Origin of the sequence: Streptomyces sp. NPDC001544 (assembly GCF_042894285.1) — a bacterium.
GTDB lineage: Bacteria > Actinomycetota > Actinomycetes > Streptomycetales > Streptomycetaceae > Streptomyces.
The window spans coordinates 40,987-67,266 of record NZ_JBIAVN010000013.1; the positions used below are offsets into that span (position 1 = coordinate 40,987).

Here is a 26,280-nt window from a genome sequence, read left to right on the forward strand (position 1 = left end):
CCGCTGTCATAACGGGAATCGGCTCGGCGGTGCGGCGTGGACGCAGGTTTCGTAGGTGCGGGTTTCATCGGGCTCGGAGTCATGGGACAGCCCATGGCGCTCAACCTCGTGCGCGCCGGGACGCCGGTCGTCGTCTTCAACCGCACCGCGGCCCGGTGCGAGCCCCTGCGGGCCGCCGGGGCCCGGGTGGCGTCGAGCCCCGCCGAGGTCTTCGAACGGGCGGAGACCACCTTCCTCATGCTGGCCGACGAGACCGCCGTGGACGCCGTCCTCGGGCGGGGCACACCGGCCTTCGCCGCGCGTCTCGCCGGCCGCACCGTCGTCCACATGGGCACGACCTCGCCCGAGTACTCGGCCGGCCTGCGGGACGCCGCCGTGGCCGCGGGCGGACGCTACGTCGAGGCCCCGGTCTCCGGCTCCCGGGTCCCGGCGGAACAGGGGGAGCTGGTGGCGATGCTGGCGGGCGACGACGACGCCGTGCGGGCCGTACGGCCCCTGCTCGCGCCCATGTGCCGCGAGACGTTCGACTGCGGTGCCGTCCCGGGGGCGCTGCTGATGAAGCTCTCGGTGAACCTGTTTCTGATCAGCCTGGTCACCGGTCTGACCGAGGCCTTCCACTTCGCCGGCCGGCACGGGCTCGACCAGCGCCTGCTCCGGGACGTCCTGGACGCCGGCCCGATGGCCAGCGCCGTCTCCCGGGTGAAGGCGGCCAAGCTGCTGGCCGGTGACTTCGCCGTCCAGGCGGCGGCCGCGGACGTGCTGAAGAACAACCGGCTGATCGCCGAGTCCGCCCGCAAGGCCGGCCTGGCCTCCCCCCTCCTCGACGTCTGCCACGCCCTCTACGAGGAGACCGTGGCGCGCGGACACGGCGACGAGGACATGGTGGCCGTCCTGCACGCGCTGGAGGCACGCACGGCGGGGGCCCCGGGCCGACAGGTCACGACCGGCCTTCGGTGATCGTCCGGGCGTTGCGCAGAGCGGCGCGGTTGCGGCGTACGACGCCGTCCAGCAGGGTGCGGTTCTTCGCGATGAGCCGTTTCTCGATGCGTACGTCCACCTCGTGCACGGCCTTGATGTAACCGGTGCTCCGCTTGCAGTTCGCGTCGGCCTCGGCCGCGCGGCGCTCCTTCCGCGACGCCTTCTCGCCGGCGAACCATTCCGCCTGGTACTGGGCGTCGTCGGGGTCCTTGAAGGAGAACCCCTCCTTCTTCATGCACGACGACCACGTCTTGTCCGCCCGCCGGTGCGCCGGATCCTTGGCGGCCTCGCCGTTCGCCTGGCGCATCAGGCGTATGAAGGTCAGCTCGTAGCCCTTGAAGCGGATCCCGCCGAGCGTGTCCTGCTCCGGGCGGGAGCCGTAGATGCGCCGGTCGGCCTGGCCGAGGCAGCCGCCCTCGGGGATGCGGTGACCGTGCGCCTGCCTGGCGTCACCGTGCCGGAAGTCCCCGGTGAGGGCGAGATACTGGTCCATCGGCCACTTCCGGTTCTCCACCGCGGGGGAGGGGCTGTGGTAGCCGGTCTTCGCCCCCTGGCCGGGGTCGTCGATCCCGTACGGCTTGTCGCCGAGGTCCAGGTCCGCGGAAGGGAGGCGGACCGTGCCCGGCTCGTCGGGCCTGGCCGGATCGGCGCTGGGCGGGGCGAGCGCGGTGAAGCCGGGGAAGCCGAGGCCGACCATGCACTTCTTGCCCAGGGTCCACCGTGCCTCGTTGAGGAGCTTGTGGTCGGCGCGGTCGAAGCCGTAGCGGTCCAGGGGCAGCGCGGTGAGGGTGTTGAGGTCCTTGTCGGAGGCCGCCGTGTGGTGGGTGCCGGGGAGATCGCAGGCGGTCAGTGCGCCGCAGGCGGCGAGAAGAAGCACGAGGGGGGTGGATCTTCGCATCAGGCCAGTTGAGCAGGCCGGGTTCACGGGTGCAGTGGTGGAGCCCACAGTTCCGCCGGCGGGATACCGTACTCAGGCCGGTCGCCTGGTAGGCCCGCTGTGTTCTTCCCTTCCACCGCCGCGGTCGAGTCCACCGCCGCGGTCGAGTCCACCGCCGCGGTCGAGTCCGCCGTCGCGGTCGAGCGCCGGCCCACGGCCTCCGGTGGCCATCCTGGTCACCATCTCGGCGAGCTGCCCGCAGGCCCGCGCGATCTCCCTCTGGGTCCGGTTCCGCTCACTGACGGCTGCTCCGAGGATGAGTGTCGTCAGTGCGGCGGACCCGTTGAACGCCTGCAGCGTGGTCATGCGGCTGAGCAGGTCGTGACCGGCGAACGGTCCGGCCCCCCTGGTGGCGGCGAGGATCGCGAAGGTCGACACGACCAGGGCGCAGGGCGCGGCCCCGGCCAACTGGAAGCGGAAGGCCGCCCAGATCAGCAGCGGGAAGCAGAGGAACAGCAGCGGTGTGGGGCCGGTCTGGATGACACCGACGCCGACGGTGGCCACCGCCAGCAGCAGCCCTTCCACCCAGCGGGCCGGCGGGACGTCCCTCGGCCGGTGCGCCGAGCGCAGGACGAGCAGGACCGGCGTCACCAGCAGTACGCCCATCGCGTCACCGGTCCACCAGACCGACCATGCCGGCCAGAACCCACTGGCACTCAGCACCCCGGAGAGGCGCAGGGTTCCGCTGCCCATGGTCGCGCTGACCAGCATCCCGGTGAACGCACCGAGGAAGATCAGCGTGAGCGCGTCCCGCAGCCGGTCCAGTTCGCAGCGGAACCCCGCACGGCGCAGCATCAGGTACGCGCAGACCGGTGCGAGGGTGTTTCCCGCCGCGATCGCGAGCACGGCCCAGACCGACGGCCCGAGCGTGACGTTGGCGAGCAGCGCGCCGAGCGCGATCCCGGGCCAGACCCGCAGGCCGAGGACGAGCAGACCGGCCACGGCGATACCGGTGGGCGGCCACAGCGGGGTGACCTGGCCGCGCACCAGTTGCTGCAGCAGACCCAGCTCGGCCGACCCGTAGTACAGCGCGGCCACGGCGCAGATCTCGAGGGCGATCACGCCGTCGCGCCGGAGCCGCTCGTTCCGCGCGACAGTCATCGGGCGACCTCCGCATCGACGCCCTGCAGCCCATCATCCGCCGGATCTCCCGGATCCTCCACGGCACGGTCGCGGGGTCACGGGCGAGCGCGATCACCCTCGAGTCGGGTCAGGACCGCGGGGTGCGCAGGGCGAGGATGGCCATGTCGTCGTGGCCGTCGCTGGGATGGTGGTCGGCCAGTGCCCGGACGAAGTCCTGCAGGGGCAGGCCGGTGTACCGGGTGGCGAGGTCGGTGAGCTCGTCCAGGCTGTCGTCGATGGCGTGCCCGGGGTGTTCGATCAGCCCGTCCGTGTAGAAGAGCACGGTGGCGCCCGCGGGGAGCGGCCGGGAGTGGTTGGGGCGGGGCTGCTCGGGGTCGACGCCGAGCGGCAGCCCTGGTTCGGCGAACAGGTATTCCGCCCGGCGCCCGGGGACGAGCAGCAGCGGCGGAACGTGCCCGGCGGTGCTCCAGTGGAGCCGCCAGGCCGCACCCTCCGGTTCGATGCGCGCCAGCGTGGTGGTCGTGACCGGATTGTCGGTGATGGCCTGCAGGGCGCGGTCGAGCTGGGCGAGGACCGTGCCGGGCGGACCGCTCCCGTCGAACAGCAGGGCGCGCAGCATGTTGCGGGTGGAGGCCATGGCCGCCGCGGCCTTCAGGTCGTGGCCGACCACGTCCCCGATGACGACCGCCACGACGTCGCCGGGCAGCGGGATGGCGTCGTACCAGTCCCCGCCGAGCTGGCTGGGCTCGGTGGCCGGCCGGTAGATGGCAGCGGCGGTGAAGGGCCGCAGATCGGGCAGGGCCGGCAGCAGCAGCCGCTGGAACTGCTCGGCGCCGACGCGCACCTGCTCGAACAGGCGGACGTTCTCGATGGCGATGCCGGCGGCGGTGGCCAGGGCGACGACGACGTTCTCGTCGTTGACGTCGAAGGGCTGTCCGTCGCGCCGCTCGGACAGGTACAGGTCGCCGTAGATCTCGCCGCGCACACTGATGGCGACGCCGAGCAGGGTGCCCATGTGGGGGTGGCCGGGCGGGAACCCGACGGACGACGGATGGGTGCGGATGTGGTCGACCCGCAGGGGTTCGGGGTGGTGGATCAGATGCCCGAGGACGCCCAGGCCGCGCGGCAGGCCGGTCCCGGCCAGAGCGGCGTGCTCCTCCTCCGACAGACCGGCGGGGATGAACTGCTCCAGGTGCTCGCCGGACGCGTCGAGGACGCCGAGTGCCCCGTAGCGGGCACCGACCAGGTCCATGGCGGTGGTCACGATGCGATGCAGCACCGCGGGCAGCTCCACCTCCCGGCTGATGTTCACCACCGCGTCCAGCAGGCCCTGCAGCCGGTCCATGGCGGCCAGCATGGCCTGCAACTGCGCGTCGATCCGGCCCACCTCCGCACGCAGGCGCAGGTGCAGCTCGGGAAGGTCCGGTTCCTGTGACGCCGGCCAGGCCTCCCTTCCCGCCATCACGATCGCCCGGTGCTGGGATGTCGGCTCTCGGCCACCTTCAGCCGGCGGCATGCGGTGCCGGTCGCGGTGAAGTGCATTCCGGCCTCCTGACACGATCCTGATCCGATCGCTCGAGACCACACTCGTGACCACAAGGGATACGACGAAACAGGCAAAACGGTCATCGTGTGGAATTCAGCATGCCACACCCGGATGACGCCGGCCCCCGGCGGCGATCTTCTCCCCGGGACCGTCCCTTCAGGAAGGGCCGGCCGTCCCCCGGAACGCCCGCAGAATCCGTTCCGCCGCCGACGTCGCCGTCAGTGAGCCGTCCCGTACCGCCTGTTCCAGCGCCGGTGCGACCTCCCGTACCGCCGGATCGGCGTGCAGGCGGCCCAGCAGTTCGTCGCGGACCATCGACCACGTCCAGTCGACCTGCTGGCCCCGCCGCTTGGCGGTGAGCCGCCCGGTGGAGTCCAGCAGGGTGCGGTGCTGTTCCAGCCGCTCCCACACCACGTCCAGGCCGGCCGACTCCCGCGCGCTGCAACTGAGCACCGGCGGCGTCCAGAACGCGTCCTTGCCGTGCATCAGCCGCAGTGCGCCCGCCAGTTCACGGGCCGCGGCCCGGGCGTCGCGCTCGTGCGGGCCGTCCGCCTTGTTGACGGCGATCACGTCGGCCAGTTCCAGGACGCCCTTCTTGATGCCCTGGAGCTGGTCACCGGTGCGGGCCAGCGTGAGCAGCAGGAAGGAGTCGACCATGTTCGCGACCGCGGTCTCGGACTGGCCGACACCGACGGTCTCCACCAGGATCACGTCGTAGCCGGCGGCCTCCATCACCACCATGGACTCGCGGGTGGCCTTCGCCACGCCGCCCAGCGTGCCCGCGCTGGGGGAGGGGCGCACGAACGCGGCCGGGGCCACGGCGAGGCGTTCCATCCGGGTCTTGTCACCCAGGATCGAGCCGCCGGTGCGGGTCGAGGACGGGTCCACGGCGAGCACCGCCACCCGGTGCCCCAGCGAGGTCAGCAGCGTGCCGAAGGCGTCGATGAACGTCGACTTGCCCACGCCCGGCACCCCGCTCACCCCGATCCGCCGCGCCCGGCCGCTGTGCGGGAGCAGCTCGGTGAGCAACTCCTGCGCCAGCGCCCGGTGCTGCGGCCGGGTGGACTCGACGAGCGTGATCGCGCGGGCCACGATCGCCCGCTTCCCGTCGAGCACACCCTTCACATAGGTGTCGAGATCGATCGCTGCCATGGGGCCTACAGCTCGTGACCGAGGTCGGCCGCCAGCCGCTGCACCAGGTCGTACGCCGCGTCCGGGATCACCGTCCCGGGCAGGAACACGGCCGCCGCCCCCATCTCCAGCAGCACCGGCACGTCCTGCGGCGGGATCACCCCGCCGACCACGATCGTGATGTCCTCCCGGCCCTCCTCGGCGAGCTTCTCGCGCAGCGCCGGTACGAGGGTGAGGTGACCGGCGGCCAGCGAGGACACGCCGACCACGTGGACGTCCGCCTCGACCGCCTGGCGGGCGACCTCCTCCGGGGTCTGGAACAGCGGGCCGACGTCGACGTCGAAGCCGAGGTCGGCGAAGGCGGTCGCGATCACCTTCTGGCCGCGGTCGTGGCCGTCCTGGCCCATCTTCGCGACCAGGATGCGCGGCCGGCGCCCCTCGGCCTCCTCGAAGGCGTCCACCAGGGCACGGGTGCGGTCCACGTTCGGGGACTGGCCTGCTTCGTTGCGGTACACACCGGAGATCGTACGGATCTGGCTCGCGTGCCGGCCGTACACCTTCTCCAGGGCGTCGGAGATCTCACCGACCGTCGCCTTGGCGCGGGCCGCGTGCACCGCGAGCTCCAGCAGGTTGCCGTCGCCGTCGGCGGCCCGGGTGAGCGCGTCGAGGGCGTCCCGGCAGACGGTCTCGTCCCGCTCCTCGCGCAGCCGCCGCAGCTTCTCGATCTGCTGGGCGCGCACGGAGGAGTTGTCGACCTTGAGGACCTCGATCGCCTCGTCGCTGTCGACGCGGTACTTGTTCACGCCGATCACCGGCTGCCGCCCGGAGTCGATCCGGGCCTGGGTGCGGGCCGCGGCCTCCTCCACGCGCAGCTTCGGGATGCCCGCGTCGATGGCCTGCGCCATGCCGCCCGCCTGCTCGACCTCCTGGATGTGCTGCCAGGCCTTGCGGGCGAGGTCGTACGTCAGCTTCTCCACGTAAGCGCTGCCGCCCCACGGGTCGATCACCCGGGTCGTGCCCGACTCCTGCTGGATGAGCAGCTGGGTGTTGCGGGCGATGCGCGCCGAGAAGTCGGTGGGCAGCGCGAGGGCCTCGTCGAGGGCGTTGGTGTGCAGCGACTGGGTGTGGCCCTGCGTCGCCGCCATCGCCTCCACACACGTGCGCGTCACGTTGTTGAACACGTCCTGCGCGGTCAGCGACCAGCCCGAGGTCTGCGAATGGGTGCGCAGGGACAGCGACTTGGAGTTCTTCGGCTCGAACTGCGAGACCAGCTTGGCCCACAGCAGCCGGGCCGCCCTAAGCTTCGCGATCTCCATGAAGAAGTTCATGCCGATCGCCCAGAAGAACGACAGCCGCGGCGCGAACGCGTCCACGTCCAGCCCCGCCTCCCGGCCCGCCCGGATGTACTCCACCCCGTCGGCGAGGGTGTACGCCAGCTCCAGGTCGGCCGTCGCACCGGCCTCCTGGATGTGGTAGCCGGAGATGGAGATGGAGTTGTAGCGGGGCATCCGCTGCGAGGTGTACGCGAAGATGTCGGAGATGATCCGCATCGACGGCTTCGGCGGATAGATGTAGGTGTTGCGGACCATGAACTCCTTGAGGATGTCGTTCTGGATGGTCCCGGCCAGCTTCTCGGGCGGTACGCCCTGTTCCTCCGCCGCCACGATGTACAGCGCCAGGATCGGCAGCACGGCGCCGTTCATCGTCATCGACACGGTCATCTTGTCGAGCGGAATGCCGTCGAAGAGCTGCCGCATGTCGTAGATCGAGTCGATCGCCACACCCGCCATGCCGACGTCGCCGGTCACCCGCGGATGGTCGCTGTCGTAACCCCGGTGCGTGGGCAGGTCGAACGCGACGGACAGGCCCTTCTGACCGGCCGCCAGGTTCCGCCGGTAGAACGCGTTGGACTCCTCGGCGGTGGAGAAGCCCGCGTACTGGCGGATCGTCCAGGGCTGGTTGACGTACATCGTCGGGTACGGGCCGCGCAGGTACGGCGCGATGCCCGGGTACGTCCCCAGGAAGTCCAGGCCCTCCAGGTCACGTCCGGTGTACAGCGGCTTGACCCCGATGCCCTCCGGGGTCTCCCACAGCGGCTCCTCGGTCCCGGTCGCCCGCTTGACGGCCGTACGCCACTCCTCGGCACTGCCGCCGGTGACGGGCGTCCCCAGCTCGATGCCGGAGAAGTCGGGGATTCCCATCAGGACACTCCCATGCGGTCGAGGGTCGCGGACAGCACGGCGACGACGTCGCAGCCCGCGAACACGTAACTGTCGACGCCCGCGTACTCGGCGGGCCGGCCCGCCAGGAACACGTGCCGGGCGCCCGAAGCCTTGAGGAACTCGGCGGTCTGCCCGGCCTGTTCCTCGTACAGCGCGTCACTGGAGCACAGCACGGCCTCGGTGGCGCCGCTGTCCTCGAAGGCGCCCTCGGCGACCGGCTCGATGCCGCCCGCCTGGAAGAGGTTGGCAGCGAAGGTCGCGCGCGCGGTGTACGCGGCGGCCGGACCGATCGTCGCCAGGAAGACCCTGGGGCGGGCGCCGGTCGCCGCGAGGTGGGCGTCGGAGCGGGCGCGCAGTTCCTCGTACGCCTCGTCGCGGCGCACCCGCGGCAGCCCGCCGGACGGCGGCTCGGGCGCGGGCTCGCGCTCCACCGGCTTCTCCGCCAGCAGCGGGAACTCACTGACGCCGGTGACGGGTTCGCGTCGCTTGGCGAGCTTCTTGGAACGCTCCGCCCACGTCGTCGCCAGGTCCGTGCGGATCCGGCCGGAGCGCAGGGCGGCCGCAGGGCCGCCGTCGCCCTCGACCGAGCGGAAGTAGGCCCAGCTCGCCTCGGCGAGTTCGTCGGTCAGCCGCTCCACGTACCAGGAGCCGCCCGCCGGGTCGATCACCCGGGCCAGGTGGGACTCCTCGACCAGGATCGTGGAGGTGTTGCGGGCGATACGACGGGAGAACGCGTCCGGCAGGCCGAGGGCGTGGTCGAACGGCAGCACGGTGACGGCGTCGGCGCCACCGACCCCGGCGGCCAGCGTGGCCACCGTCGTACGCAGCATGTTCACCCACGGATCGCGGCGGGTCATCATCACCGGCGAGGTCACGGCGTGCTGCGTCTGCGCACCCGCGCCCGGCGCCCCGCACACCTCGGCCACCCGCGCCCACAACCGGCGGGCCGCGCGCAGCTTGGCGATGGTCAGGAACTGGTCGGCGGTGGCCGCGTACCGGAACTCGAGCTGCCCCAAGGCCTGTTCGACGGTGAGGCCCGCCCCGGTCAGCTCCCGCAGATAAGCCACGCCGGTCGCCAGGGACAGGCCCAGCTCCTGCGCGGCCGAGCCGCCGGCCTCGTGGTACGGCAGCGCGTCCACGGTCAGCGCGCGCAGCCCGGGGTGGGACTCGGCGCAGCGGACGGCGAGCGCGGCGACCGGCGCGAAGTCCAGGGGGGAGCCGGTGCGCGCCTCGTACCCGAGCGGGTCGGCGCCCAGGCCCCCGCGCACCGCCTTCGGGTCCACGCCCCGCTCCTCGTACAGCCGCAGCAGCGCCCCGGCCGCGGCCTCCACGTCCCGGCCGGCGTCGAGCACGACCGGCGCCAGGTCGAGGAGGACACCGTCGAGCACCTTGCCGAGCGAGGCCACGGGGAGGCCGCCCTCGCCGAGCACGAGCCAGAGCGAGGTGACGCCGTTCTCCAGATCGGTCAGGACCGCGCCGTCCTCGGCCGCCACGTGCCGCTGGCGTACGTCCCAGCCGCCCGCGGTGCTGCCCTCGGGGCGTCCGCCGCGTACGAACGGGGCGAAGCCGGGCAGGCCGGGGTCGGGCGCGCCGTCGCGCGCGGTGTACAGGGGACGGGTGCGCAGCCCGTCCTCCAGCGTCGTGGACAGGGCGTCCTCTGCTGCCGCGCCCGAGACTTCCTTGCCCGACTTGCGCAGCACGCCCTCGACCAGGGCTTGCCACTGCTCGTGTGTCGCGTCAGGGAACTCGGCGGCCAGTGAGAGCCCGTCGTCAGGCAGGACCGTCATGGCTCGGATGCTAGGGCAGAGGGCTTAAGCGACAGCAGAGCAGGGGTTGTGACGTTGCCCTCGCGTCGACTGTGACCTGTGCCTCTTCGGCGCCGGACGGCCGGTTTTCCGAGGTCAGGGGGCGTCGTCCGCGAGGTCCGGAACCAGTGCGCTCAGGGCCGCGCGCTGGGTCGGCCCGATGGTCTCGGCGAGGGCCCGGCTGACGGTCTCGGAGAGCCGGGCGGAGGCCTCCCGCAGCCGCCCCCGGCCCTTCTCGGTGAGGGCGACCTCGACGCCCCGCTTGTCGCCGCACACGGACTTGCGGGTGACGAGACCGGAGTGCTGCAGACAGGCGATCTGGTAGGTGAGCCGGGTCTTGGGGCGGCCGAGGAGATCGGCGACGCGGGTCATGCGCAGACCCTCCGGCTGCTCGGCGAGCAGGCACAGGATCAGGAACTCGTCGTGCGAGACGTCGAGGGTCTCCTTCACCACCGAGCGCAGCCGCTGTTCCACCGCGCCGGTCGCCGCGAGCAGGACCATCCAGGTGCGCAGCTCGTCGGGAAGCAGCCCGCCGCCCCCCGAGAAGGGGCACTCGGGCTGGTCGGCGGGGTCGTCGAAGGGCTCGGCCATACGGTCGAGTCTAACCGTTGTCCAGATTTGGATTATCGGCTAGCGTGAGCTCATCCAAATTTGGACCACCTTTTCGGACCACTGCGCGACCGCTGTGATGACGTGACCGCTGTGATGACAGGAGTACGACCATGACCGTCGCCGTCGAAACCGGCCTCTGGCAGCTCGATCCGACCGCCTCCACCGTCGCCGTACGGCACAAGACCTTCTGGGGCCTGGTCACCGTCAAGGGCACCCTCGCCGCGACCGGCGGCCGGGGCGAGGTCCGGCCCGACGGCTCCGCCACCGGCACCGTGACCCTGGACGCCGCCTCCGTGGACACCGGCCACGCCAAGCGCGACAAGCACCTGCGGTCCGCCGACTTCTTCGACGCCGACAACCACCCGGAGATCACCTTCGCGGTCCGCGGCGCCGACCGCCTCGACGGCGACACCGTGCGGGTCACCGGTCAGCTCACCGTGCGGGGCATCAGCAGGCCGGTCTCCTTCACCGCGCGCCTGACCGCCGCGGACGCCGAAGCGCTCACGGTGGAGGCGGAGTTCACCGTGGACCGCGACAAGTTCGGCATGGGCTGGAACCAACTGGGCATGATGCGCGGCCTGACCACGGTGACCGCCGCGCTCCGGTTCACCAGGGCCGGGGCCTGACCACGGGCCCTCAGCCGTCCTTGCCGGTCCCGGCCAGCCGCACATCCTGACTGGACAGTGTCTGCGGGGTCGCCGTGAAGGCGCGCAGCCGGATGCGGGCGGCCCGGCGGGGCACGGTGAACCGCCCGTGCGGCGCCCGGAGTTCGACCGTCGCCGTGGCGTGCGCGGGGATCGTGGCCGGACCCCGCGCCAGTGTCCAGTACTGGCTCATCCCCTGGCCCGTGGTGAACATGTAGTGCGGGGTGAGGGCGTCGTCCGCCCTGTTGGTCACCCGCACGGTCACCGCCGACACCGTGTGCGCCGACACCTGGCGCGCCGACGTGACCCCCATCCGCAGCGGCGGGGTGCCCGTCACCGCCACGGCCGCACAGGCCAGGGCCGGGGCGAGCAGCAGCCCGGCCGCCGTGATCCGGGCCGTCCGCCGGTGCGATCCGGAAAGCCGCGGGGGCCACGGCTGCCAGGCGCCCGCGAAGGCCGACAGGGGCGTGGTGACCGCCGCCGCCAGCCAGAGCGGGGTCATCATCAGGTAGTAGCCGTCCTGCGAACGGGTCGCCAGGTAGAAGGCGCACCAGGGCAGCACCGTCGCCGCCGGCCCCAGCCGCCGTACGAACAGCATGAACAGCGCGAGCAGGGCCGCCGCCAGCAGCATGCTCGCGTGGCTGTACCAGTCCAGCCGGTCGCTGCCGTCGGTCAGATACAGCGACACGCCCACCAGGCCCTGCCCGTGCAGCACCGCGCCCTGCGTCAGCGGCAGCGCGATCCCGGCCAGCCAGGTGCCCGGCTCGTGCAGGATGAAGTACGTGTTGATCAACAGCCAGACCGTGGCGGCGGTCCCGGTGACCCGCAGCACCACCAGTCCCGCCGCCCGGCCGCCCAGCTCCCCGCGGCGCACCGCGTAGATCCCGGCCAGCAGGAACGGTGCGAGGAACCAGGGCAGCTGCTGCGCGGCGCAGGCAGCCCCCAGGCACGCGGCCCGCGCGATCCCCGCCGCGCCGAGCCGCCCGCCCGCTCCGATCCGCGGCCAGCGCACCACGACCGGAATCAGCAGGACCAGCGCGATGATCGCCGGATAGCCGAGCCGGGCGTACGTCGGCAGGAAGCCGAAGCCCAGACAGGCCATCGTCGCCGCCGACCGCCACGGCACCGGCAGCATGCGCCACAGCACGACCGCGCCGACGATCAGCGCGCCGGTGCTCGCGGCCGTCGCGGCGGCGGCGCCGTGTCCCAGCCACAGCAGTGGCGCGGTCAGCAGCGGGGCCAGCGGGGGATAGCCGTACGTGAAGTCGTAGCCGCCGTCCACGGTGGGGGTGAGGGCCACGTTGTGGTTGCCGGTGAAGAGCCAGGGCCAGGGCTGTCCGTAGATCGCGTGCCCGTCGACCAGTTCCCTGGCGGCCTGGGTGGTCAGGACCGCCTCGTCGCCGCCGCCGTGGTTCAGCGCCCAGGTGCACAGGGCGAGCGTCACCGCCGTCACCAGCACCAGCAGGTCCAGCCGCGCCAGCGAGCGGGACCGGCGGACCGTCAGCGCCAGCACGCCGGTCGCCAGGATCGACGCGTAGCAGACGGAGATGAGGGCCGCGAGCACCGGGCGGTGCGTGGCCGCCTGTGTCCACACGGTCCGGGTGCCGATGAAGAGGCTCACATCGGCGAGGACGGTCAGCACGCGGTGCCACTGCGCGGGTGAGTCCGGGTCGGTGGACACCGCCGACTGGATCCGCCGGCCGGGCGTCACTCGTTGCGTTTCTGCCAAGTGCACGAGAGCGGACGGTAATCGGAGGCGGTGAGCGAGGTGCGGTCGGAGGTGAAGAGTCCGGTGTGAGGGCAGTAAGAAGCCTCGATCCGGCAGGAACCGGGGGAGATGTCGTCGCTCGACGATTTCGGACATACCCGTCAATACGGTACGGCGGGGCGCGAGAGGCGGTCGCGCTTCGTGTCGCTGTTGGGCCGAACGGGTGACTTGGCGTAAGAATTGACCGGTGCAGGCAATGAGTGCGAGTCAGGTCGGGGGCAGCCGGTGAACCATTACGACGTCACCGATGAACAGTGGGAGGGGCTCGCCCAGGTCGTGCCGCTGCGGGGCCGTGACGCCTGGCCGTCCGCGGTGAACCACCGCTCCCTGCCGGACGCGGAGACCGAGACCCGCCGCCGGTTCGTGGTACTGCGGGTCAACGTGTTCGCGGACGCCCGCGACGTCGCCGAGACGGTCATGGCGGGCGCACCCGTCCTGCTCGACCTGTCGGGTGCCGAGACGGACGTCGCCAAGCGCGTCCTCGACTTCAGTACGGGCGTGGTCTTCGGCCTGGGCAGCGGCATGCACCGCGTCGACCGGAACGTGTTCCTCCTGACCCCGCCCGGAACCGAGGTCAGCGGACTGATGGAGGGCGTGGGCGTGTCGGGCTGAGCGGTCCCCCGATCGTAGGAAGGTCCACGAGAGGTAACGGTTCGCCGCACCGGAACGGCCCTACGGTCCGGACGTGCCCGCATCTTCCATGCCTTCCGTGTCGTCCGTGCCGCCGGTGTCCGCCGAGTCGGCCGGTCCTGTCGAGCCCGTGGGGCCCGCTGGGTCTGCCGAGCCCGTGGGGCCCGCTGGGTCTGCCGGGTCTGTCGGCCTTGCGGGGCCCTTGGTGTCCGCCGGGCTTGCCGAGTCTGTGGCGTCCGCGAAGTCTGCCGGGGCCGTTGGGGCCGTCGGGCCTGTGGCGTCCGCGCGGCCTGTCGGCCTCGCCGGGCCCGTGGGGTCCGCGGGGTCTGCTGAGTCTGTCGGGGCCGTCGGGCCTGTGGCGTCCGCGCGGCCCGCTGGCCCTGCGGGGCCCTTGGTGTCCGCCGGGCTTGCCGAGTCTGTGGCGTCCGCGGAGCCTGCCGGGGCCGTTGGGGCGGTCGGGCCTGTGGCGTCCGCGCGGCCTGTCGGCCTCGCCGGGCCCGTGGGGTCCGCGGGGTCTGCTGAGTCTGTCGGGGCGGTCGGGCCTGTGGCGTCCGCGCGGCCTGCCGGCCCTGCCGGACCCGTGGGGCCCGCCGGGTCTGCCGATTCCGCCGCGCCCACCCGGCCCGCCGTGTCCACCCAGCCCACCCGGCCCGCCCCGTCCACCCAGCCCACCCGGCCCGCCGCGTCCATCCAGCCCCCCGGGCCCGCCTCGCCCGCTCGGCCCGGCGGGCCCGGCACCGTCGTGCGGCCGCATCTCTCCGAGCTGCGGCTGTCCGCGTTCGCGGGGCACCGGCGGGCCGGGTTCCCGCTCGGGGCGCTCACCCTTTTCACCGGGCCGAGCGGCAGCGGCAAGTCGACGGCGCTGCGGGCCTACGAGGCGCTGGCCCGGCTCGGGAACGGTGCCCCGCTCGCGGAGGCGTTCCCGGACCCGGCCGCCTGTGTGCCGGAGCGGGCCCGGCCCGACGCCCAGCGGCGCCGCGGCTTCCGCATCGGCTGCACGGCCGACGGCGCCGAGGGCCCGGTCCGGCTCGACGTCGCGGTGCAGGCGGAACCCGAACTGCGCATCGTGGGGGAGCGGCTGACGGCCGGCGGGCTGGTCCTGCTCGAGACGGCGCTGCGTGATCCGGGACGCAGGACGGTCCAGGCCGCCTGGCACACGGCGGGCTCCGCGCCGGTGACCCGCGCCCCGCTCCCCGACGACCGGCTCGGCACCCCGCTCCTGCCGCTGCGGGTGGCCGGCAAGACGGACGGACAGCGCCGAGTGCTCGCCGCCGCCGAACAGATGGTCGTCGCCCTGCGCTCCGTCTTCGCCTGCGACCCCCGGCCCGACCGGATGCGCACCGCGGTCCCGATGGGCCGCGGACGGCTCCTGCCCGGCTGCGACAACCTCGCCGACGTCCTGTGGCGCACCCGCGCGGAGTGCGGCCGGCGGCACGCCCGGCTGGTCGCGGCGGTGCGCGCCGGATGCGCCGGCCCCGTGCGCGACCTGCTCGCCGAAGCGCTGAGCGACGGAACCGTTCGCGCGGTGCTCGACCGGGGTGACGGCATCGTCACCGAAATCGGCCGGCTCGGGGACGGCGAGCTCAGGTTCCTGGCGCTGGCCCTGGTCCTGCTCACCGGCCCCGGCGTCCTGGACGTCGACCCGCCCGGCGAGGTCCCCGCGGCCCTGCGCACGCTCACCGTCCTCGCCGACGGACTGGACCGGGCGCTGGACGCCGGACAGCGTACGGAACTGCTGCGGCTCGCGGCGTGGACGAGCGGGGCCGGGCACATCCGCCTCCTCGGGACGGTCGGGGACGCGTCATGGGCCGCCGGGGCGGAGGGCGTGACGGTGGTACACCTGAACCCGTGACGGAACACCTGGACGTGGCGAAACTGCAGCGCCGGCTGGCCGAGTTCGCGGCCGCCCGGAACTGGCAGCCGTACCACACACCCAAGAACCTCGTGGCCGCCCTCAGCGTGGAGGCCTCCGAACTGGTCGAGATCTTCCAGTGGCTGACCCCCGAGGAGTCGGCCCGTGTCATGGACGACCCCGCCACCGCGCACCGCGTCACGGACGAGGTCGCCGACGTGCTCGCCTATCTCCTTCAGCTCTGCGAGGTGCTCGGCATCGACCCGCTGGCCGCCCTGGCCGCCAAGATCGACCGGAACGAGCAGAGGTTCCCTGCGCCGGGCGACGCGTAGCGGATGGCGAGGCGCGCGAACGCGGCGGACAGTTCGGGCGGGCCGACGACCTCGATGTCGGTGTCGAAGCGGCCGATGGCGGCGGCCAGGCCGGTCCACGACCAGGAGCCCAGGATGAGCCGGCAGCGGTCGGGGCCGAGTTCCTCGACGATCCCGTCCCGGGCGAAGGGAGCCACGGCGGTGGCGGGGAGGCCGAGGACGACCTCACCTCGGCAGGGCCAGTCGGCCGTGGTGCCGTCGGAACCACGGAACCGCCCGATGACGAAGGCGGACACGTCGCCCCCGGGAAGCTCGCGTGGGGTGAACCGGGGGCCGACGGGGGTGCGAGGGGCTACGCGGTCCACGCGGAACGTCCGCCAGTCCCCGCGGTCGAGGTCCCAGGCCACCAGATACCAGCGGCCGCGCCAGGTGACCAGGTGGTGGGGCTGGGTCCGGCGGGGCCGCTCATCGACGGCGGTGTGGTCCCGCCCGTAGTCGAAGCGAAACTCGACCCGGGCACGGACGGCGTCGGCCAGCGCCGGCAGCACGCGGGAGTCGACCGGTGCGGCGTCGGCGTCCTCGGGTGACCGCAGGGCGGTGAGGCGGAGCATGTCGATGCGGTGGCGCAGGCGGGGCGGCATGACCTGGCGCACGGTGGCCAGGGCGCGGGCGGCGTCCGCACGGATCGTGGGGTCCGCCGCGGCGGTCTGCAGGGCCACGGCCAGGGCGACGGCCTGGTCGTCGTCGAACAGCAGCGGAGGCAGTTGGGACCCGGCGTCCAGGCGGTAACCGCCGGCGGGCCCTTTGAAGGCCAGGATCGGGTAACCGAGCTCCCGCAGGCGGTCCATGTCACGGCGCACCGTGCGCGGGGTGACCTCGAGACGCTCGGCAAGATCCTCGCCGGACCAGTCACGGTGCGTCTGGAGCAGTGAGAGCAGCGCCAGCAGCCGCGAGGACGTCTTGTGCATGCGCGCCATTCTGCCCGGAGTACAGGACACGTCCTGTCCGCTACTCCTGCCAAGGTGGTCACACAGCCGCCAAGGGGCCGCCAAGAGGCCGTCACCCCAGGTCACGGCCGCCGCGCCCGGCGCTCGGTGATCCCGGCGGCACACATTCGACACACCGAACGCGAGGAGCGGGCCATGTCCGTCACCACCACCGCACACCTGAACTTCCGGGGCTCCGCGTCCGCGGCGCTGGACTTCTACCAGGCGGTCTTCGGCGGGCGCACCGTCGCCGTCACGTACAAGGACGCCGGCAACGTACAGAACGAGAACGAGGCGGACTGGGTGATGTGGGGCGAGGTGGTCGCGGACAACGGCTTCCACGTCATGGCCTACGACGTCCCGTCCCAACTCCCCTGGAACCAGGGCGAGAAGCCGTTCTTCGTCTCCGTACGCGGCACCGACCCCGACGAGATCGAAGCCCTGTGGCAGAAGCTCGCCGAGGGCTCCACGGTGGTGCGGCCCCTGGAACCCGCCCCGTGGGCGCCGCTGTACGGCATGCTCACCGACCGCTGCGGCGTGACCTGGGTCCTGGACGTCACCGCCCCCTACAACGGCTGAGCCGGCGCAGGGCGCCCGCGGCACCGCGCACACAGCGGCACCCGACGGAATATCACCTTCCGTTATTACTCTCCGAAGTCGATGAGCGCACCGAATCCGAATTGTTGTCCGCAGATTTCCGTCTTCCACTGGCTTTTCGTCTCAAGCCACTTCACTCTGGGTAGTGAACAAGGTGAGTACGGGCGGACGGACGTGTGAGAGCACGTCGGACGGACGGGGGCAGCGCATGGACGCGGTGCGACTCATCATGACGAGCAGGCGTGCCTTGGCGGTCGGCGGCGAGGCGGCGCAGATCCTGACGGAGGTGTGGCAGGCACAGGCCCTGGCCCAGGCGATCGGCAGCCGCCTCGCGGTCTCCGGCCCGCCCGAACTGCGGGGCGAGGCCCTGGGGCTGACCGAGCTGGCGGGCCGGGGCTGCGGTGTCCTGGACACCTACGCGCTGGACCCCGCCGACCTGCGCGCCGCCCGGCTCACCGAGCTGGACGACGCCCGCGAGGCCCTGCTCGGCCTCGGCGGCCTGCTCGGCGAGGTCGGTATCGCCCTCGTCGGCATCGCCAGCGCCGCGGCCGACGAGGCGACGTACTGGCAGTGCATGGAGGCCATCGACGCGGCGGACGAGTCCCGGGACCGCGTCCTGGAGATGCTCAGAAAGCTGGCCGCGAGGGAGGCGGCGCTGCCGGAGCGGGAGCCGGGCTGAAGCCGTGACCCGGCATCCGCGCGGCACGGCCCCCGGGCACGACCGAAGCGGCCGCCGCCGTGCAGGATGGAACCATGGACCTTCGAATCTTCACCGAGCCCCAGCAGGGGGCCACCTACGACACCTTGCTCGCCGTGGCCAAGGCCACCGAGGAGCTCGGCTTCGACGCGTTTTTCCGTTCGGACCACTACCTCCACATGGGCGACGTGGACGGCCTGCCCGGCCCCACCGACGCCTGGATCACCCTGGCCGGCCTCGCCCGTGAGACCAAGCGCATCCGCCTCGGCACACTGATGACGGCCGGCACCTTCCGACTGCCCGGCGTCCTCGCCATCCAGGTCGCCCAGGTCGACCAGATGTCCGGCGGCCGGATCGAACTCGGCCTCGGGGCGGGCTGGTACGAGGACGAGCACAAGGCATACGGCATCCCCTTCCCGAAGGAGAAGATCGGCCGCCTGGAGGAGCAGCTGGCGATCGTCACCGGGCTGTGGCAGACCAAGCTCGGCGACACCTTCGACTTCCACGGCACGTACTACGACCTCACCGACTCGCCCGCGCTGCCCAAGCCCGCCCAGCAGCGGATCCCGGTGCTGATCGGCGGCCAGGGCGCGACCCGCACCCCGAAGCTGGCCGCCCGGTACGCCGACGAGTTCAACATGCCGTTCGCGTCGGTCGAGGACAGCGAGCAGCAGTTCGGCCGGGTCCGCGCCGCCGCCGAGGAGACCGGCCGCGCCGACGAGCTGACGTACTCCAACGCCCTCGTCGTCTGCGTCGGCAAGGACGACCAGGAGGTCGCCCGCCGGGCCGCCGTGATCGGCCGCGAGGTCGACGAACTCAAGGCCAACGGCCTCGCCGGCAGCCCCGCCGAGGTCGTCGACAAGATCGGCCGCTACGCCGAGATCGGCTCCCGGCGCATCTACCTCCAGATCCTCGACCTCGCCGACCTCGACCACCTCGAGCTGATCTCCGCGCAGGTGCAGTCCCAGCTCGGGTGAGACCCGCCCACCGCGTCCGCCCGGGGTGAAAACCGCTGGTCACCGGAAGCCCCGGGCGGTCAGACTCGGGGCATGTTCCTGACCATCGGCACCACCGGCACCCCGGAACGCCCCGCCACCGACCTCGGCTTCCTGCTGCACAAGCATCCCGAGAAGGCGCAGGCGTTCTCCACCTCCTACGGCAAGGCGCACGTCCTCTACCCCGAGGCGGACGCCGAGCGCTGCACGGCGGCGCTGCTGCTGGAGGTGGATGCGGTGGCGCTGGTGCGGCGGGGGAAGGGCAAGGGCCGCGGCGGGGCTCCCGACGCGGCGCTCGCGCAGTACGTCAACGACCGGCCCTACGCCGCTTCTTCACTGCTCGCGGTGGCGCTCAGCAGTGTCTTCTCCAGCGCGATGCGCGGTGTGTGCAACGCCCGGCCCGAGCGGGCCGCCGAGCCGCTGCCGCTCCGGATCGAGGTGCCCGCGCTGCCCGCCCGGGGCGGCCCCGAGCTCGTACGGCGCCTCTTCGAGCCGCTCGGGTGGGCGGTGACCGCCGAGCCCGTCGCGCTGGACACCGAGTTCCCCGAGTGGGGGGACTCGCGGTACGTGCGGCTCGTACTGGAGTCCGCGCAGCTCACCCTCGCCGAGGCCCTGCGACACCTGTACGTGCTGCTCCCCGTCCTCGACGACGCCAAGCACTACTGGGTGTCGTCCGACGAGGTCGACAAGCTGCTGCGGGCCGGGGAGGGCTGGCTGCCCGACCACCCGGAGCAGAAACTGATCACCAGCCGGTACCTCTCCCGCCGCTGGTCGCTGACCCGGCAGGCGATGGAGCGCCTGGAGCTGGTGCGGCTCGCCGAGGCGGACGACAGCGAGGTCGAGGACATCGACAACGCCGTCGCCGACGAGACGGAGACCGAGGAGAAGCCCACCCCGCTCGCCGTGCAGCGCCGGGACGCGATCATCGCGGCACTGCGCGAGTCCGGCGCGGCCCGCGTCCTCGACCTCGGCTGCGGCCAGGGCCAGTTGGTGCAGGCGCTGCTGAAGGACGTGCGGTTCACCGAGATCGTCGGCGTCGACGTGTCGATGCGTGCGCTGACCATCGCCTCCCGCCGCCTGAAGCTGGACCGGATGGGGGAGCGGCAGGCCTCGCGCGTCAAGCTCTTCCAGAGCTCGCTCGCCTACACGGACAACCGGCTCAAGGGGTACGACGCCGCCGTGCTCAGCGAGGTGATCGAGCACCTCGACCTGCCCCGGCTGCCGGCCTTGGAGTACGCGGTGTTCGGCGCGGCCCGCCCCCGCACGGTCCTCGTGACCACCCCCAACGTCGAGTACAACGTCCGCTGGGAGTCCCTCCCGGCAGGCCACGTCCGGCACGGCGACCACCGCTTCGAGTGGACCCGTGAGGAGTTCCGCGCCTGGGCGCGCACGGTGGCCGAACGGCACGGCTACCACGTGGAGTTCGCACCCGTCGGGCCCGACGACCCCGAGGTGGGGCCGCCCACCCAGATGGCCGTTTTTGCAATGAGCACAGGTACCGCGACCGAGAAGGAGGCGAAGGCGGCATGACCGGGACGACACAGCACAAGGGGCGGGTCCTGCCGGTCACCGACCTCTCCCTCGTCGTGCTCGTCGGCGCCTCCGGCTCCGGCAAGTCGACGTTCGCCCGCCGGCACTTCAAGCCGACCGAGGTGATCTCCTCCGACTTCTGCCGGGGCCTGGTCTCCGACGACGAGAACGACCAGAGTGCGAGCAAGGACGCCTTCGACGTCCTGCACTACATCGCGGGCAAGCGGCTGGCCGCCGGCCGCCGCACGGTCGTCGACGCGACCAGCGTCCAGCAGGACGCCCGCCGGCAACTGATCGACCTGGCCAAGAAGTACGACGTGCTGCCCATCGCCATCGTGCTGGACGTCCCCGAGGAGGTCTGCGCCGAGCGCAACGCGGCCCGCACCGACCGGGCCGACATGCCGCGCCGGGTCATCCAGCGCCACATCCGCGAACTCCGCCGCTCCCTGCGGCACCTGGAGCGCGAGGGCTTCCGCAAGGTGCACGTCCTGCGGGGGGTCGAGGACGTCGAGCACGCCACCGTCGTCACCGAGAAGCGCTTCAACGACCTCACCCACCTCACCGGCCCCTTCGACATCATCGGCGACATCCACGGTTGCTCGCACGAACTCGAGTCACTGCTCGGCAAGTTGGGTTACACGGACGGAGTCCACCCGGAGGGACGCACGGCCGTCTTCGTCGGTGACCTCGTCGACCGCGGCCCGGACAGCCCGGGTGTGCTGCGCCGCGTGATGTCGATGGTGAAGTCGGGCAACGCGCTGTGCGTGCCCGGCAACCACGAGAACAAGTACGGGCGTCACCTCAAGGGCCGCAAGGTCCAGCACACGCACGGACTCGCCGAGACCATCGAGCAGATGGACGGCGAGAGCGAGGAGTTCAAGCAGGAGGTACGGGAGTTCATCGACTCTCTGGTCAGCCACTACGTCCTCGACGGCGGCCGGCTCGTGGTCTGCCACGCGGGTCTGCCGGAGAAGTACCACGGCCGTACCTCCGGCCGGGTCCGCTCGCACGCGCTGTACGGGGAGACCACGGGCGAGACCGACGAGTTCGGGCTGCCGGTGCGCTACCCGTGGGCGGAGGACTACCGGGGCCGGGCGGCGGTCGTCTACGGCCACACACCCGTGCCCGAGGCCACCTGGCTGAACAACACCATCTGCCTGGACACCGGCGCCGTCTTCGGCGGCAAGCTGACCGCGCTGCGCTGGCCGGAGCGCGAGCTGGCCGACGTACCGGCCGAGCGGGTCTGGTACGAGCCGGCCAGGCCGCTGCGGACCGAGGCGCCGGGCGGGCACGACGGACGGCCGCTCGACCTGGGCGACGTGCACGGCCGCCGGGTGGTCGAGACCCGGCACGCGGGCCGGGTGTCCGTCCGTGAGGAGAACGCGGCCGCGGCACTGGAGGTCATGAGCCGGTTCGCCGTCGACCCGAGGCTGCTGCCGTACCTGCCGCCGACCATGGCGCCGACGGCGACCTCGCAGGCGGAGGGATATTTGGAGCACCCGGCGGAGGCCTTCGCGCAGTACGCGGCGGACGGCGTCGAGCGGGTCGTGTGCGAGGAGAAGCACATGGGCTCGCGGGCGGTGGCGCTGGTGTGCCGGGACGCGGACGCGGCGCGCGCGAGGTTCGGAGTGGAGGGCCCTACCGGCTCGCTCTACACCCGCACCGGCCGGCCCTTCTTCGACGACCAGGAGGTGACCGAGGAGATCCTCGGACGTCTGCGGTCGGCGGCCGACGCGGTCGGCCTCTGGGACGAACTCGGAACGGACTGGCTGCTGCTGGACGCCGAGCTGATGCCGTGGTCGCTGAAGGCCTCCGGGCTGCTGCGGTCGCAGTACGCGGCCGTGGGCGCCGCCTCCGGCGCGGTGTTCCCACCCGCCCTGGCCGCTCTTCAGGGCGCGGCGGCGCGCGGCGTGGACGTCACCGACCTGCTCGCCCGGCAGCGCGAACGGGCCGACGCCGCGGCCGCGTTCACCGAGGCCTACCGGCGCTACTGCTGGCCGACCGAGGGCCTGGACGGCGTACGCCTGGCGCCGTTCCAGCTCCTGGCCGTCCAGGGCCGCAGCCTCGCCGCCCTGCCGCACGACGAGCAACTCGCCCTGCTCGACCGGCTGGTGGAGCACGACGGCAGCGGCCTGCTGCAGACGACCCGGCGGCTCTACGTCGACACCGGTGACCCGGAGTCGGTGCGGGCGGGCGTCGACTGGTGGCTGGAGATGACCGGCCGCGGCGGCGAGGGCATGGTCGTCAAGCCGCTGGGCGCCGTCGTCCGCAGCGCGGAGGGCCGGCTGGTCCAGCCCGGGATCAAGTGCCGGGGGCGGGAGTACCTGCGGATCATCTACGGTCCGGAGTACACGCGTCCCGACAACCTGGCGCGTCTGCGCACCCGCTTCCTGAACCACAAGCGGTCGCTGGCGATCCGCGAGTACGCGCTGGGTCTTGAGGCCCTGGACCGGCTCGCGGACGGTGAGCCGCTGTGGCGGGTGCACGAGGCGGTGTTCGGGGTGCTGGCGCTGGAGTCGGAGCCGGTGGACCCCAGGCTGTGAGCACACTCATCCCTTGCGGGCGTGCCGCAGTTCACGGGTGACGGCCTGCTCGCTCTGGCCGAGGATCGCCTTCTCCATGCTGTGGTCGTCCGAGCGGGAGAAGCGCTCGCCCTGGGCGACGTCCTCCTTGCTCAGCACGCGTCCGCACCACTCGCCCTGGTCGCCCGTGTGATCGTCGAAGGGCACGGCGGCGCCCTCCCCGAGGACGGTCCACCCGTCGTCGGTCCAGCGCAGGGCGAGGAGATAGGTGTGGCCGGTCTCCAGCCGGGGGGCGTCGGTGGCCGTCCGCTTCAGGCGGCTGCCGCTCTTGTACACCCGCCAGCCCGGGGCGGTCATGTCGAAGCTCTTGTCCAGTGGTTTCGCCGAACGCCGGCTGGACCAGAGGAGGTCGTCCGTGCGGAACGTCACCGCGCGGTCGGCGTCGTAGCGGAGAGGACCCTTGGTGTACTCATGACGGTTGGTCTCCCGCTCCCGCACCGGGGTGGCCACGGCGACGTGGTCGGCGTAGGTGACCCAGTCCTCGGCGGTCTGGGACGGGTACGGGTCGCTGCTGACTCCGCAGCCGGCCACCGTGGTCAGACCGGTTCTGCCGACCAGGACACCGGCGGCGATCCCGGCGACGGCCAGGACGGCGGCGACGGGCCTGCTGAGGAAAACCCTTGACGGCATGGCTGAACACCCTCCCCGTGGCGACACGGTTCCCCCGGTCGCTGAATGACGTGCGTGATGACGGAGTGGTCAGGCTCCGCTCGGCGTGGCGATCACTGTAGGTACATCGAGGCGTAGTTGATCAAGGGTCAGCTTTGTCCCGGAACACACTTGTGACACACAGACACCCGTCCATAATGTGGACGCCCGTACACGCAAGGCTGTTCGAAATCACGCGTCCCTGGGGAGTGGACATGGAGATCAAGAAGGTCGTCGTGCGGGAGGACCGGAGTACCGGCCGCCGGCCTGCCATCCTGGAGAAACGGCCGACCCGCTGACCGGGGGGCCGGCGTGAGAGTGCACCTCGTGACGATGCCCTGGCATCCGATCGACCTGCCGTCACTGCAACTGGGCCTGCTGCACCGGCTGGTGCGGCAGGCCCGCCCGTGTGACGAGGTGACGGAGTTCCACGGTTCGCTGCGCTGGGCGGAGTTCCTGCTGGAACGCTCGGGCGGGCGGCTGCGGCCCGCGGACTACGTGGAGGTCGGCAGCGACTCGATCTTCCACGGCCTCGGCGACTGGGTCTTCTCCGGCGTCCTGTACGACGACCCCGACTGGGGGACCGCGCGGCTGCGGGACTACGCCGCGGCGCGCGGCGTCTTCATCGACACCGCGCTCGCCATGCGCCCGTACGCGGCCGGGTTCATCGCCCGGTGCGCGACCGAGGTGCTGGCCGCCGAACCCGATGTCGTCGGGTTCACCACCACCTTCATGCAGAACGTCGCCTCGCTGGCCCTGGCGCGGGAGCTCAAGCGCCGACGCCCCGGGCTGGCCGTCGTGTTCGGCGGCAGCAACTGCGACGGGCCCATGGGGCACGCCCTGCACCGCAACCACCCCTTCGTGGACCACGTGGTGCGCGGCGAGGGCGAGTACGCCTTCCCGGCCCTCCTGCGCCACCTGGACCAGGGCACACCCCCGGCGGATGTCCCTGGCCTGTGCTGGTGGGACGGCCACACGTCCCGCGCCAACCCGGAGACCCGGCGCACGGTGGCGCCGGCCGACATACCGTCGCCGGACTACGACCAGTGGCAGACCGCCCTGGAGGCGTCCCCGGTCGTGGAGTACGTCCATCCGAAGCTGGTCGTGGAAGGGGCCCGGGGCTGCTGGTGGGGCGAGAAGCACCACTGCACGTTCTGCGGGCTCAACGGCTCGTCCATGGCCTTCCGCGCCAAACCGGGGGAGCGGCTGTGGGACGAGATCGACCGTCTCGTCCGCCGCCACCGCATCCTCGACGTCGTCACGGTCGACAACATCATCGACATGGCCTACTTCCGGGACTTCCTGCCCCGTGTCGTCGACAGCGGCTGGGACCTGCGGCTGCACTACGAGGTCAAGTCCAATCTCACCCGCGACCAGCTCGGCCTCCTCGGCCGCTCGGGCACGGTGCACATCCAGCCCGGCATCGAGAGCCTGGGCAGCCGGGTCCTGGACCTGATGGACAAGGGGGTCACCGGTGCCCGCAACGTCCGCACCCTCAGGGAGTGCGAGAACCACTCGCTCACCTGCTCCTGGAACCTCCTCTACGGCTTCCCCGGGGAGACGGCGGAGGACTACGAACCGGTGATCGACCAGCTCCCGGCCCTCGTCCACCTCCAGCCGCCGAGCGGCGCCCACCGCATCCAACTGGAGCGGTTCAGCCCGCACTTCACCGACCCGGACCTCGGCTTCGGCAAGCGGCGCCCGGCCGCGATGTACGGCCATGTCTACGACCTGCCCGAGGACGAACTCGCCGACCTGGTCTATCTGTTCGACACCGAGGACGCAGGTATAGGGGGCCCGGTCGAGCGGCGCCTGAAGGAGGCGGTCGCCCAGTGGCGGGCCGGGCATCCGCACTCCCGGCTGGAATACGAAGAGGAGGCGGCGGACCGCGAGGGGGAGGGTGCCCTCCTGGTCCATGACCGCCGGCACGGCCGGCCGCACACCACCCACCGCTTCACCGGCTGGGCCGCGGCCGCCCTGCGCCATCTCGAGGACGGCCGCACCGAGCCGGCGCTGCACCGGCTGCTGACGGCCGACGGCCACGACGTCCCCTCCGGCACGCTCACCGCCTGGCTGCACCGCGCCCTCGCCCTCGGCCTGCTCTTCCGTGACGGCCGGACGTACGTCTCCCTGCCCACCTGGGACGCTCCGGTCCGCCTGCCCGACGGGGCGGGGGTGACCGGATGAGCGCGCTGCCCACCGACGTCCCGCACCGCGTCACCGGGCGCGGGGTCGAGGTGCACGAGCCGTTGCGGCTGGACGCGGGGGGCCGGGAGTCGGCGGAGGCGGTGCGGTTCCTGCGCGAGTGTCAGGGCCGCGGGCTCACCGTCGCCTGGGAGGCGGCCGACACGCAGCTCCCGTACGACATCCGGAACCTGCGCCACCTGCCGCCCCCGGCGCGACGCCGCGACGAGCCGGAGGAGCTGACCGCCTGGCGGGCCGGGCACCGCCACGGGCTGCTCTACCACCGGCGCGGCCCGGACTTCGTCAGCGTCCTGGACCGCAGGGAACCCGGCGCCGCCGCACGGATCACCCTCGACCACCCGGCGCTGTTCGCCGCCTTCCACACCTTGCTGGAGCCCACGCCCCTCGGCGAGCTGTCCCCCGCCGAGCGGACGGCCACCGACCTGCTGGCCGCAGAGCGGCTGGCCCTGGTCACCGACGGCTGGGCGGTGACCCTGCCGCCCCGCATCCGGCGCTGGCCCGTCCCCTGCACCGCCGTGTGA

Annotated in this window: 22 protein-coding genes; 12 read left to right on the plus strand and 10 right to left on the minus strand. The window is 72.4% G+C overall.

From position 1 onward, the window contains the following. Positions 1-81 precede the first annotated feature (81 nt). Positions 82-957, plus strand: coding sequence for an NAD(P)-dependent oxidoreductase (locus ACFY0F_RS28035; RefSeq protein ID WP_388799942.1), 876 nt, complete (start codon positions 82-84; stop codon positions 955-957). Here ACFY0F_RS28035 and ACFY0F_RS28040 read toward each other — a convergent pair. The 7 genes from ACFY0F_RS28040 to ACFY0F_RS28070 form a co-directional block, all read right to left on the minus strand. Further along, a complete protein-coding gene (locus tag ACFY0F_RS28040) occupies positions 938-1,876 on the minus strand; it encodes a hypothetical protein (RefSeq protein WP_388799945.1) in 939 nt (312 codons plus the stop codon). The two genes, ACFY0F_RS28035 and ACFY0F_RS28040, sit on opposite strands and share 20 nt — an antisense overlap. Positions 1,877-1,948: 72 nt before the next feature. Further along, the gene (locus tag ACFY0F_RS28045) at positions 1,949-3,016 is read right to left on the minus strand and encodes an MASE1 domain-containing protein (protein ID WP_388799948.1); all 1,068 of its coding nucleotides are present in this window, start codon (positions 3,014-3,016) and stop codon (positions 1,949-1,951) included. 109 nt (positions 3,017-3,125) lie between these two features. Further along, positions 3,126-4,460, minus strand: a complete 1,335-nt coding sequence (locus ACFY0F_RS28050; protein WP_388799951.1) for a PP2C family protein-serine/threonine phosphatase — start codon at positions 4,458-4,460, stop codon at positions 3,126-3,128. A gap of 240 nt (positions 4,461-4,700) precedes the next feature. Continuing rightward, positions 4,701-5,696: a methylmalonyl Co-A mutase-associated GTPase MeaB gene (gene meaB / locus ACFY0F_RS28055; protein ID WP_388799955.1), complete on the minus strand. Its 996-nt coding sequence runs from the start codon at positions 5,694-5,696 to the stop codon at positions 4,701-4,703. Between the two features lie 5 nt (positions 5,697-5,701). After that, entirely contained in the window at positions 5,702-7,876 is a 2,175-nt protein-coding gene (gene scpA / locus ACFY0F_RS28060) for a methylmalonyl-CoA mutase (protein ID WP_388799958.1), read from the minus strand. After that, positions 7,876-9,684, minus strand: a complete 1,809-nt coding sequence (locus tag ACFY0F_RS28065) for a methylmalonyl-CoA mutase family protein (RefSeq protein WP_388799961.1) — start codon at positions 9,682-9,684, stop codon at positions 7,876-7,878. The genes scpA and ACFY0F_RS28065 overlap by 1 nt, the downstream gene beginning before the upstream one ends. 114 nt (positions 9,685-9,798) lie before the next feature. After that, positions 9,799-10,293 (minus strand): MarR family winged helix-turn-helix transcriptional regulator, encoded by a 495-nt coding sequence (locus tag ACFY0F_RS28070; protein WP_388799963.1) that lies wholly within the window; start codon positions 10,291-10,293, stop codon positions 9,799-9,801. Between the two features lie 131 nt (positions 10,294-10,424). Here ACFY0F_RS28070 and ACFY0F_RS28075 point away from each other — a divergent pair, with 131 nt between their 5' ends. Continuing rightward, complete coding sequence (locus ACFY0F_RS28075; protein ID WP_388799966.1) at positions 10,425-10,940, plus strand: YceI family protein; 516 nt, start codon at positions 10,425-10,427, stop codon at positions 10,938-10,940. Between the two features lie 10 nt (positions 10,941-10,950). Here ACFY0F_RS28075 and ACFY0F_RS28080 read toward each other — a convergent pair whose 3' ends face one another. After that, positions 10,951-12,687: a hypothetical protein gene (locus tag ACFY0F_RS28080; protein ID WP_388800381.1), complete on the minus strand. Its 1,737-nt coding sequence runs from the start codon at positions 12,685-12,687 to the stop codon at positions 10,951-10,953. 264 nt (positions 12,688-12,951) lie between these two features. Between ACFY0F_RS28080 and ACFY0F_RS28085 the strand changes: the two genes are divergently transcribed. The 3 genes from ACFY0F_RS28085 (at position 12,952) to ACFY0F_RS28095 (ending at position 15,540) form a co-directional block, all read left to right on the plus strand. Then, entirely contained in the window at positions 12,952-13,338 is a 387-nt protein-coding gene (locus tag ACFY0F_RS28085) for a cell division protein SepF (RefSeq protein WP_388799969.1), read from the plus strand. Between the two features lie 706 nt (positions 13,339-14,044). Continuing rightward, the gene (locus ACFY0F_RS28090; RefSeq protein ID WP_388800384.1) at positions 14,045-15,208 is read left to right on the plus strand and encodes an AAA family ATPase; all 1,164 of its coding nucleotides are present in this window, start codon (positions 14,045-14,047) and stop codon (positions 15,206-15,208) included. Next, entirely contained in the window at positions 15,205-15,540 is a 336-nt protein-coding gene (locus ACFY0F_RS28095; RefSeq protein ID WP_388799972.1) for a nucleotide pyrophosphohydrolase, read from the plus strand. Before ACFY0F_RS28090 ends, ACFY0F_RS28095 begins: the two co-directional genes overlap by 4 nt. Here the strand turns inward: ACFY0F_RS28095 and ACFY0F_RS28100 are convergent. After that, complete coding sequence (locus ACFY0F_RS28100) at positions 15,444-16,487, minus strand: helix-turn-helix transcriptional regulator (RefSeq protein WP_388799975.1); 1,044 nt, start codon at positions 16,485-16,487, stop codon at positions 15,444-15,446. The two genes, ACFY0F_RS28095 and ACFY0F_RS28100, sit on opposite strands and share 97 nt — an antisense overlap. 174 nt (positions 16,488-16,661) lie before the next feature. On the opposite strand from ACFY0F_RS28100, the gene ACFY0F_RS28105 reads away from it, so the two are divergent. The 5 genes from ACFY0F_RS28105 to ACFY0F_RS28125 all read left to right on the plus strand — a co-directional run bounded on the left by ACFY0F_RS28105 (position 16,662) and on the right by ACFY0F_RS28125 (position 22,867). Then, positions 16,662-17,084 carry a VOC family protein gene (locus ACFY0F_RS28105; protein ID WP_388799978.1) on the plus strand — a complete coding sequence of 141 codons (423 nt, stop codon included), beginning with the start codon at positions 16,662-16,664 and terminating at the stop codon, positions 17,082-17,084. Positions 17,085-17,310: 226 nt separating this feature from the next. Then, complete coding sequence (locus ACFY0F_RS28110) at positions 17,311-17,781, plus strand: DUF6099 family protein (protein ID WP_388799980.1); 471 nt, start codon at positions 17,311-17,313, stop codon at positions 17,779-17,781. A 74-nt stretch (positions 17,782-17,855) separates the two neighbouring features. Next, positions 17,856-18,776: an LLM class F420-dependent oxidoreductase gene (locus ACFY0F_RS28115; RefSeq protein ID WP_388799983.1), complete on the plus strand. Its 921-nt coding sequence runs from the start codon at positions 17,856-17,858 to the stop codon at positions 18,774-18,776. A 72-nt stretch (positions 18,777-18,848) separates the two neighbouring features. Further along, positions 18,849-20,324, plus strand: a complete 1,476-nt coding sequence (locus ACFY0F_RS28120) for a 3' terminal RNA ribose 2'-O-methyltransferase Hen1 (protein ID WP_388799986.1) — start codon at positions 18,849-18,851, stop codon at positions 20,322-20,324. Beyond that, complete coding sequence (locus tag ACFY0F_RS28125; RefSeq protein ID WP_388799990.1) at positions 20,321-22,867, plus strand: polynucleotide kinase-phosphatase; 2,547 nt, start codon at positions 20,321-20,323, stop codon at positions 22,865-22,867. The genes ACFY0F_RS28120 and ACFY0F_RS28125 overlap by 4 nt, the downstream gene beginning before the upstream one ends. 6 nt (positions 22,868-22,873) lie before the next feature. On the opposite strand, the gene ACFY0F_RS28130 is transcribed toward ACFY0F_RS28125, so the two are convergent. Continuing rightward, positions 22,874-23,536, minus strand: a complete 663-nt coding sequence (locus ACFY0F_RS28130; protein ID WP_388799993.1) for a hypothetical protein — start codon at positions 23,534-23,536, stop codon at positions 22,874-22,876. A gap of 345 nt (positions 23,537-23,881) precedes the next feature. Here ACFY0F_RS28130 and ACFY0F_RS28135 point away from each other — a divergent pair, with 345 nt between their 5' ends. Together ACFY0F_RS28135 and ACFY0F_RS28140 are read left to right on the plus strand one after the other, a co-directional pair. Continuing rightward, positions 23,882-25,741 carry a RiPP maturation radical SAM C-methyltransferase gene (locus ACFY0F_RS28135; RefSeq protein WP_388799995.1) on the plus strand — a complete coding sequence of 620 codons (1,860 nt, stop codon included), beginning with the start codon at positions 23,882-23,884 and terminating at the stop codon, positions 25,739-25,741. After that, positions 25,738-26,280 carry a DUF5825 family protein gene (locus ACFY0F_RS28140; protein ID WP_388799998.1) on the plus strand — a complete coding sequence of 181 codons (543 nt, stop codon included), beginning with the start codon at positions 25,738-25,740 and terminating at the stop codon, positions 26,278-26,280. Before ACFY0F_RS28135 ends, ACFY0F_RS28140 begins: the two co-directional genes overlap by 4 nt.

What these genes read in the sequence shown, in the direction of transcription:
- ACFY0F_RS28050 (WP_388799951.1), bottom strand. Translation starts at nt 4,460, where the DNA reads ATGGCGGGAAGGGAGGCCTGGCCGGCGTCACAGGAACCGGACCTTCCC.
- ACFY0F_RS28075 (WP_388799966.1), top strand. Translation starts at nt 10,425, where the DNA reads ATGACCGTCGCCGTCGAAACCGGCCTCTGGCAGCTCGATCCGACCGCC.
- ACFY0F_RS28040 (WP_388799945.1), bottom strand. Translation starts at nt 1,876, where the DNA reads ATGCGAAGATCCACCCCCCTCGTGCTTCTTCTCGCCGCCTGCGGCGCA.
- ACFY0F_RS28140 (WP_388799998.1), top strand. Translation starts at nt 25,738, where the DNA reads ATGAGCGCGCTGCCCACCGACGTCCCGCACCGCGTCACCGGGCGCGGG.
- ACFY0F_RS28100 (WP_388799975.1), bottom strand. Translation starts at nt 16,487, where the DNA reads ATGCACAAGACGTCCTCGCGGCTGCTGGCGCTGCTCTCACTGCTCCAG.
- ACFY0F_RS28130 (WP_388799993.1), bottom strand. Translation starts at nt 23,536, where the DNA reads ATGCCGTCAAGGGTTTTCCTCAGCAGGCCCGTCGCCGCCGTCCTGGCC.
- ACFY0F_RS28045 (WP_388799948.1), bottom strand. Translation starts at nt 3,016, where the DNA reads ATGACTGTCGCGCGGAACGAGCGGCTCCGGCGCGACGGCGTGATCGCC.
- scpA (WP_388799958.1), bottom strand. Translation starts at nt 7,876, where the DNA reads ATGGGAATCCCCGACTTCTCCGGCATCGAGCTGGGGACGCCCGTCACC.
- ACFY0F_RS28105 (WP_388799978.1), top strand. Translation starts at nt 16,662, where the DNA reads ATGTCCGTCACCACCACCGCACACCTGAACTTCCGGGGCTCCGCGTCC.
- ACFY0F_RS28125 (WP_388799990.1), top strand. Translation starts at nt 20,321, where the DNA reads ATGACCGGGACGACACAGCACAAGGGGCGGGTCCTGCCGGTCACCGAC.
- ACFY0F_RS28120 (WP_388799986.1), top strand. Translation starts at nt 18,849, where the DNA reads ATGTTCCTGACCATCGGCACCACCGGCACCCCGGAACGCCCCGCCACC.
- ACFY0F_RS28115 (WP_388799983.1), top strand. Translation starts at nt 17,856, where the DNA reads ATGGACCTTCGAATCTTCACCGAGCCCCAGCAGGGGGCCACCTACGAC.
- meaB (WP_388799955.1), bottom strand. Translation starts at nt 5,696, where the DNA reads ATGGCAGCGATCGATCTCGACACCTATGTGAAGGGTGTGCTCGACGGG.
- ACFY0F_RS28110 (WP_388799980.1), top strand. Translation starts at nt 17,311, where the DNA reads ATGGACGCGGTGCGACTCATCATGACGAGCAGGCGTGCCTTGGCGGTC.
- ACFY0F_RS28065 (WP_388799961.1), bottom strand. Translation starts at nt 9,684, where the DNA reads ATGACGGTCCTGCCTGACGACGGGCTCTCACTGGCCGCCGAGTTCCCT.
- ACFY0F_RS28070 (WP_388799963.1), bottom strand. Translation starts at nt 10,293, where the DNA reads ATGGCCGAGCCCTTCGACGACCCCGCCGACCAGCCCGAGTGCCCCTTC.
- ACFY0F_RS28035 (WP_388799942.1), top strand. Translation starts at nt 82, where the DNA reads ATGGGACAGCCCATGGCGCTCAACCTCGTGCGCGCCGGGACGCCGGTC.